4 protein-coding genes are annotated in these 7,328 nt (G+C 52.3%); 3 read left to right on the forward strand and 1 reads right to left on the reverse strand.

The genetic code is table 11. The annotated features are described in order from the left end of the window. Positions 1–182 precede the first annotated feature (182 nt). Genes HMPREF3168_RS02395 through HMPREF3168_RS02405 form a run of 3 tightly spaced genes read left to right on the forward strand, consistent with a single transcriptional unit; the run spans position 183 to position 6,149 of the window. The gene (locus tag HMPREF3168_RS02395; protein WP_070488326.1) at positions 183–2,066 is read left to right on the forward strand and encodes a sugar MFS transporter; all 1,884 of its coding nucleotides are present in this window, start codon (positions 183–185) and stop codon (positions 2,064–2,066) included. Positions 2,067–2,069: 3 nt separating this feature from the next. Next, positions 2,070–5,093 (forward strand): beta-galactosidase, LacZ type, encoded by a 3,024-nt coding sequence (locus HMPREF3168_RS02400; RefSeq protein ID WP_070488328.1) that lies wholly within the window; start codon positions 2,070–2,072, stop codon positions 5,091–5,093. A gap of 48 nt (positions 5,094–5,141) precedes the next feature. Further along, positions 5,142–6,149: a LacI family DNA-binding transcriptional regulator gene (locus tag HMPREF3168_RS02405; RefSeq protein WP_083289578.1), complete on the forward strand. Its 1,008-nt coding sequence runs from the start codon at positions 5,142–5,144 to the stop codon at positions 6,147–6,149. A 71-nt stretch (positions 6,150–6,220) separates the two neighbouring features. On the opposite strand, the gene asnS is transcribed toward HMPREF3168_RS02405, so the two are convergent. Then, positions 6,221–7,328: asparagine--tRNA ligase (gene asnS / locus HMPREF3168_RS02410; RefSeq protein WP_070488338.1), on the reverse strand; the 1,108-nt coding region annotated here is incomplete at its 5' end.

The raw sequence follows: 7,328 nt of genomic DNA on the forward strand, positions 1-7,328 counted from the left end.
CCCCGAAATTAGGACACTAATTTCGGGGGTCATATCAAACATAAGAAACAAACGACTCTTTGTTAACAGCAATGAGTCGTTTGTTGTTTACTAAAAATATTTTGGTAAAACATCTTGATTTGTTTAGTAAACAAGTCTATACTGTAAGCGTAAACAAGTTAGCACACCTAAAGGAGAAAATCATGAAGAAAAAGCCTGTCTCACGCTTGTCGTACGCGGCCGGTGCCTTTGGCAACGACGTCTTCTACGCGACTCTGTCAACCTACTTTATCGTCTTCGTCACCACCCACCTCTTTAATGCCAGTGACCACAAGATGATCTTTATCATCACCAACTTGATCGCCGCCATCCGGATCGGGGAAGTCCTGATCGACCCCTTGATCGGTAACGCCATCGACCGGACCGAAAGCCGGTGGGGGAAGTTCAAGCCCTGGGTTGTGGGCGGGGGGATCATCAGCTCATTAGCCCTCTTAGCCCTCTTTACCGACTTTGGCGGCCTTAATCAAAGCAACCCCGTTGTTTACTTAGTAATCTTCGGTATTGTTTACTTGATTATGGATATCTTCTACTCATTTAAAGACACTGGCTTCTGGTCCATGATCCCGGCCTTGTCCCTGGACTCCCGGGAAAGAGAGAAGACCTCCACCTTCGCCAGAGTCGGCTCCACCATCGGGGCCAACCTGGTCGGGGTAGTCATCACCCCAATCGTCCTCTTCTTCTCGGCCAGCAAGGCCAACCCCAACGGGGATAAGCAGGGCTGGTTCTTCTTTGCCTTGATCGTGGCCATTGTCGGCATCTTGACCTCAATTGCCGTTGGTCTTGGTACTCACGAAGTAAAATCCGCCCTGCGGGAAAGCAAGGAAAAGACCACTTTGAAGCAGGTCTTTAAGGTCCTGGGGCAAAACGACCAGCTCCTCTGGCTGGCCTTTGCCTACTGGTTCTACGGCCTGGGTGTCAACACCCTGAACGCTCTGCAACTTTACTACTTTTCATACATCTTAGGCGATGCCCACGGCTACAGCCTGCTTTACACCATCAACACCTTTGTCGGTTTAATCTCTGTATCCTTCTTCCCGTCACTGACCAAGAAGTTCAACAGAAAGCGCCTCTTCTACGCCTGCATCGCGGTGATGCTGTTAGGGATCGGGGTCTTCTCCGTGGCCAGCGGTTCTCTGGCCCTGTCCCTTGTTGGGGCGGAATTCTTCTTTATTCCGCAGCCTCTGACCTTCCTGGTCGTTTTGATGATCATCTCTGACGCTGTTGAATACGGCCAGCTGAAAACTGGCCACAGAGACGAAGCTTTGACCCTGTCTGTCCGGCCATTGGTCGACAAGCTGGGCGGGGCCTTGTCCAACTGGTTTGTTTCCTTGATTGCCGTAACTGCCGGCATGACCACTGGGGCGACTGCCTCAACAATTACCGCTCATGGCCAGATGGTCTTCAAGTTAGCTATGTTTGCCTTCCCGGCAGTCATGCTCTTGATCGCTGTTTCTATTTTCGCCAAAAAGGTCCTCTTGACTGAAGAAAAGCACGCCGAAATCGTCGACCAGCTGGAAGCTCAATTCGGCCAAAGCCATGCCCAAAAGCCGGCGCAAGCTGAAAGCTTCACTTTGGCCAGCCCAGTCTCCGGGCAATTAATGAGCCTGGACATGGTTGACGACCCGGTCTTTGCCGACAAAAAGTTAGGCGACGGCTTTGCCCTGGTGCCAGCAGACGGTAAGGTCTACGCGCCATTTGCCGGTACTGTCCGCCAGCTGGCCAAGACCCGGCACTCGATCGTCCTGGAAAATGAACATGGGGTCTTGGTCTTGATTCACATTGGCCTGGGCACGGTCAAATTAAACGGGACTGGCTTTGTCAGCTATGTTGAAGAGGGCAGCCAGGTAGAAGCCGGCCAGGAGATCCTGGAATTCTGGGACCCGGTGATCAAGCAGGCCAAGCTGGACGACACGGTAGTCGTGACCGTCATCAACAGCGAAACTTTCGCAAATAGCCAGCTGCTCTTGCCGATCGGCCACAGCGTCCAAGCCCTGGATGATGTATTCAAGTTAGAAGGGAAGAATTAGAAAATGAGCAATAAGCTAGTAAAAGAAAAAAGAGTTGATCAGGCAGACTTGGCCTGGCTGACTGACCCGGAAGTTTACGAAGTCAATACAATTCCCCCGCACTCAGATCATGAGTCCTTCCAAAGCCTGGAAGAGCTGGAGGAGGGTAAGTCCAGCCTGGTTCAGTCCCTGGACGGGGACTGGCTGATCGACTACGCTGAAAACGGCCAGGGACCAGTCAACTTCTATGCAGAAGACTTTGACGACAGCAATTTTAAGTCAGTCAAAGTTCCAGGCAACCTGGAACTGCAAGGCTTTGGCCAGCCGCAGTACGTCAACATCCAATATCCATGGGATGGCAGCGAGGAGATCTTTCCGCCGCAGGTTCCAAGCAAAAATCCGCTTGCTTCTTATGTCAGATACTTTGACCTGGATGAAGCTTTCTGGGACAAGGAAGTCAGCTTGAAGTTTGCCGGGGCGGCAACAGCCATCTATGTCTGGCTGAACGGCCACTTCGTCGGCTACGGGGAAGACTCCTTTACCCCAAGCGAGTTTATGGTTACCAAGTTCCTCAAGAAAGAAAATAACCGCCTGGCAGTGGCACTCTACAAGTATTCTTCCGCCTCCTGGCTGGAAGACCAGGACTTCTGGCGCTTGTCTGGTTTGTTCAGATCAGTGACTCTTCAGGCCAAGCCGCTTCTGCACTTGGAGGACCTTAAGCTTACGGCCAGCTTGACCGATAACTACCAAAAAGGAAAGCTGGAAGTCGAAGCCAATATTGCCTACCGCTTGCCAAATGCCAGCTTTAAGCTGGAAGTGCGGGATAGTGAAGGTGACTTGGTTGCTGAAAAGCTGGGCCCAATCAGAAGCGAGCAGCTGGAATTCACTCTGGCTGATTTGCCAGTAGCTGCCTGGAGCGCGGAAAAGCCTAACCTTTACCAGGTCCGCCTGTATTTATACCAGGCAGGCAGCCTCTTAGAGGTTAGCCGGCAGGAAGTGGGTTTCCGCAACTTTGAACTAAAAGACGGGATTATGTACCTTAACGGCCAGCGGATCGTCTTCAAGGGGGTCAACCGGCACGAATTTGACAGTAAGTTGGGCCGGGCTATCACGGAAGAGGATATGATCTGGGACATCAAGACCATGAAGCGAAGCAACATCAATGCTGTCCGCTGCTCTCACTACCCGAACCAGTCCCTCTTTTACCGGCTCTGTGACAAGTACGGCCTTTACGTCATTGATGAAGCTAACCTGGAAAGCCATGGTACCTGGGAAAAGGTCGGCCACGAAGATCCTAGCTTTAATGTTCCAGGCGATGACCAGCATTGGCTGGGAGCCAGCTTATCCCGGGTGAAGAACATGATGGCTCGGGACAAGAACCATGCTTCAATCTTGATCTGGTCTTTAGGCAATGAGTCTTACGCCGGCACTGTCTTTGCCCAAATGGCTGATTACGTCCGGAAGGCTGATCCGACCCGGGTTCAGCACTATGAAGGGGTGACCCACAACCGGAAGTTTGACGACGCCACCCAGATTGAAAGCCGGATGTATGCTCCGGCCAAGGTAATTGAAGAATACTTGACCAATAAACCAGCCAAGCCATTTATCTCAGTTGAATACGCTCACGCCATGGGCAACTCCGTCGGTGACCTGGCCGCCTACACGGCCCTGGAAAAATACCCCCACTACCAGGGCGGCTTCATCTGGGACTGGATTGACCAAGGACTGGAAAAAGACGGGCACCTGCTTTATGGGGGCGACTTCGATGACCGGCCAACCGACTATGAATTCTGCGGGGACGGCCTGGTCTTTGCTGACCGGACTGAATCGCCGAAACTGGCTAATGTCAAGGCCCTTTACGCCAACCTTAAGTTAGAAGTAAAAGATGGGCAGCTCTTCCTCAAAAACGACAATTTATTTACCAACAGCTCATCTTACTACTTCTTGACTAGTCTTTTGGTCGATGGCAAGTTGACCTGCCAGAGCCGGCCTCTGACCTTTGGTCTGGAGCCTGGCAAATCCGGGACCTTTGCCCTGCCTTGGCCGGAAGTCGCTGATGAAAAAGGGGAGGTTGTCTACCAGGTAACGGCCCACTTAAAAGAAGACTTGCCTTGGGCGGATGAGGGCTTCACTGTGGCTGAAGCAGAAGAAGTAGCTCAAAAGCTGCCGGAATTTAAGCCGGAAGGGCGGCCAGATTTAGTTGATTCCGACTTCAACCTAGGCCTGAAAGGAAATAACTTCCAAATTCTCTTCTCCAAGGCCAAGGGCTGGCCGGTTTCCCTCAAGTATGCCGGTAGGGAATACTTGAAGCGGCTGCCGGAATTTACCTTCTGGCGGGCCCTGACGGACAACGACCGGGGAGCTGGTTACGGCTATGACCTGGCCCGGTGGGAAAATGCCGGCAAGTATGCCCGCTTGAAAGACATCAGCTACGAGATCAAGGAAGACTCCGTTTTGGTCAAGACTGCCTTTACGTTGCCTGTCGCCTTAAAGGGTGATTTAACCGTGACCTATGAAGTCGATGGACGGGGCAAGATTGCTGTAACAGCTGACTTCCCAGGCGCGGAAGAAGCCGGTCTCTTGCCAGCCTTCGGCTTGAACCTGGCCCTGCCAAAAGAACTGACCGATTACCGCTACTATGGTCTGGGACCTAATGAGAGCTACCCAGACCGCTTGGAAGGTAATTACCTGGGCCTCTACCAGGGAGCGGTAAAAAAGAACTTTAGCCCATACCTGCGTCCGCAGGAAACGGGCAACCGGAGCAAGGTTCGCTGGTACCAGCTCTTTGATGAAAAGGGCGGCTTGGAATTTACGGCCAATGGGGCAGACTTGAACTTGTCTGCTTTGCCATATTCTGCCGCCCAAATTGAAGCAGCGGACCACGCTTTTGAACTGACTAACAATTACACTTGGGTTAGAGCCTTAAGCGCCCAGATGGGGGTCGGCGGGGATGACTCCTGGGGGCAGAAGGTCCACCCGGAATTCTGCCTGGATGCCCAAAAAGCCCGCCAGCTCAGCCTGGTGATTCAGCCCCTTTTACTAAAATAAATGCTACAATTGACTTAACAGGATAAAATTTTAGTAAAAGCAAAGCGAGTGAGGAAGATGGCAACGATCAGAGAAGTGGCCAAGGCAGCCGGCGTGTCGCCAGCGACGGTTTCCCGGGTCTTGAACTATGACCAGACCCTGTCAGTCAATGAGGCAACCCGGCAGAAGATATTTGAAACTGCTGAAGCCATGCACTACCATAAGAGCCGGAAGACCAGAAAGAGCAAGCAAAAGCGCCTGGCGATCTGCCTGTGGTGTGACCAAGACCAGGAGATCAAGGACCTCTATTACTATTCAATCAGAACCAGCGCGCAAGCAGAGGCCAAGAAGCAGGGACTTGAAAGCCAGGTCATTTATCCGGCTGATCCTTTGCCCGATCCAGCTGCTTTAAGCGGGATTATCATGATTGGCTACCAGCAGTATTCGCCAGGCCGCTTGAATGAAGTCAAAAAGTCTGGCCTGCCCCTGGTCTTTGTCGATACTGACACCTTAAAATTGGGTTACTGCTCAGTTGTGGCTGACTTTGGCCAGGCCATGCAGGAGGCGCTAGAGGTCTTCTGGGGGCAGGGCAAGGAGCGGATCGCCCTTTTGGATGGTGATTTGGACAGTAATTTTGATAAAAACAACCTGGTCGACTTCCGCTTCCGCGATTATAAGAAGAGCCTCGCGGCCCGCAGCCAGTACGACCCGGACTTAGTCTATGTTGGAAACTTCACCCCTCAGTCTGGCTATGAAGCCATTAAAGATGCACTTAAGTCCGGATTCTTCCCGGAAGCCTTGATCGCGGCCAATGATGCCATGGCCATCGGTGCCCTGAAGGCCTTTAAAGAAGCCGGGATCAAAGTCCCAGAAGAGGTCAGTCTGATTTCCTTTAACGACACGACCGCGGCAGAATTTGCCAACCCGGCTTTGACCAGCGTACATGTTGAAACCCAGCAGATGGGCCGGGCCAGCGTCAAGGTCATGAAAGACCTGCTGGATGATGATGAAGCCGGCACTTACAAGGTCACTTTCCCAACAAAACTCGTTTACCGGGAATCTTGCTCAAAAGCATAAGGGCATAGAGCATAATAACAGCAAAGAAATAGCTTGGAGATTGATTTTCTCCAAGCTGTTTTTCGTATATATTATGGCTGCATTCTATTGATCATTCTTGGGAATGGGACAGCTTCACGAACGTGGTCCAGCTTGCAGATCCAGGCAATAACCCGTTCAAAGCCCATCCCGAAGCCGGAGTGTGGCACGCTGCCGTACTTTCTCAGGTCCAGGTACCAGGAGTAGTCGTCCAGGTTGAGGCCCGCTTCTTCGATTTGCGCCTTCAAGGTGTCGTAGTCAGCTTCACGTTCTGATCCGCCCATGATTTCCCCGTAGCCTTCTGGCGCTTCCACGTCGGCGCAGAGGTAAGTCAATGGGTTTTCCGGGTTCTTCTTCATGTAGAATGGCTTGATTGCTACTGGGTAGTTAACGATGAAGAATGGCCGGTCAAATTGTTCTGACAGGAAGGCTTCATCTGGCGCGCCAAAGTCGTCGCCCCACTTGAAGTCCTTGCCAGCTTCTTGCAGCATCTTAACCGCGTCATCGTAGGACAAGCGGGTGTAATTGCCTTCAGCGGCTGGACGCAATTTGTCTAAGTCCCGGCCCAGGATGCTTAATTCGTATTCGCAGTGTTCCAAAACCTGGCCAACCACGTAAGACAGGAAGCGTTCCTGCAGGTCCAGGGATTCATCTTGGTGCATCCAGGCCATTTCCGGTTCCATCATCCAGAATTCAGTCAAGTGCCGGCGGGTCTTGGAAGCTTCCGCCCGGAAGGTTGGCCCGAAGGTAAAGATCTTGCCGAAGGCTTCTGCCCCGACTTCCCCGTAAAGCTGGCCGGATTGTGACAGGTAAGCGTCGTGGTCGAAGTAGTCGATGTGGAAGAGTTCCGTGGTCCCTTCTGGCGCTGAGTGCATCAACAGCGGGGCGTCAAACTTCACGAAGCCTTCGTTTTCAAAGAAGTCGACCGTGGCCTTGAAGATCCGGTTTCTGATCTGCATGATGGCGAATGGCCGCCGGCTTCTCAGCCAGAGGTGACGGTGGTCCAAAAGGAAGTCGATCCCGTGTTCCTTGTTGGTGATCGGGTAGCCTTCATTGTTTGAGACGACTTCCAAGTCGCTGATCTGGATTTCGTAGCCGAAGTGAGACCGGGCGTCTTCATGGATGGTCCCGGTGAGGTAGAAGCTTGCTTCCTGGCGCAGG

The sequence above is a fragment of the Lactobacillus sp. HMSC08B12 genome, assembly GCF_001808415.1.
Lineage (GTDB): Bacteria > Bacillota > Bacilli > Lactobacillales > Lactobacillaceae > Lactobacillus > Lactobacillus delbrueckii.

What these genes read in the sequence shown, in the direction of transcription:
- HMPREF3168_RS02395 (WP_070488326.1), top strand. Translation starts at nt 183, where the DNA reads ATGAAGAAAAAGCCTGTCTCACGCTTGTCGTACGCGGCCGGTGCCTTT.
- HMPREF3168_RS02400 (WP_070488328.1), top strand. Translation starts at nt 2,070, where the DNA reads ATGAGCAATAAGCTAGTAAAAGAAAAAAGAGTTGATCAGGCAGACTTG.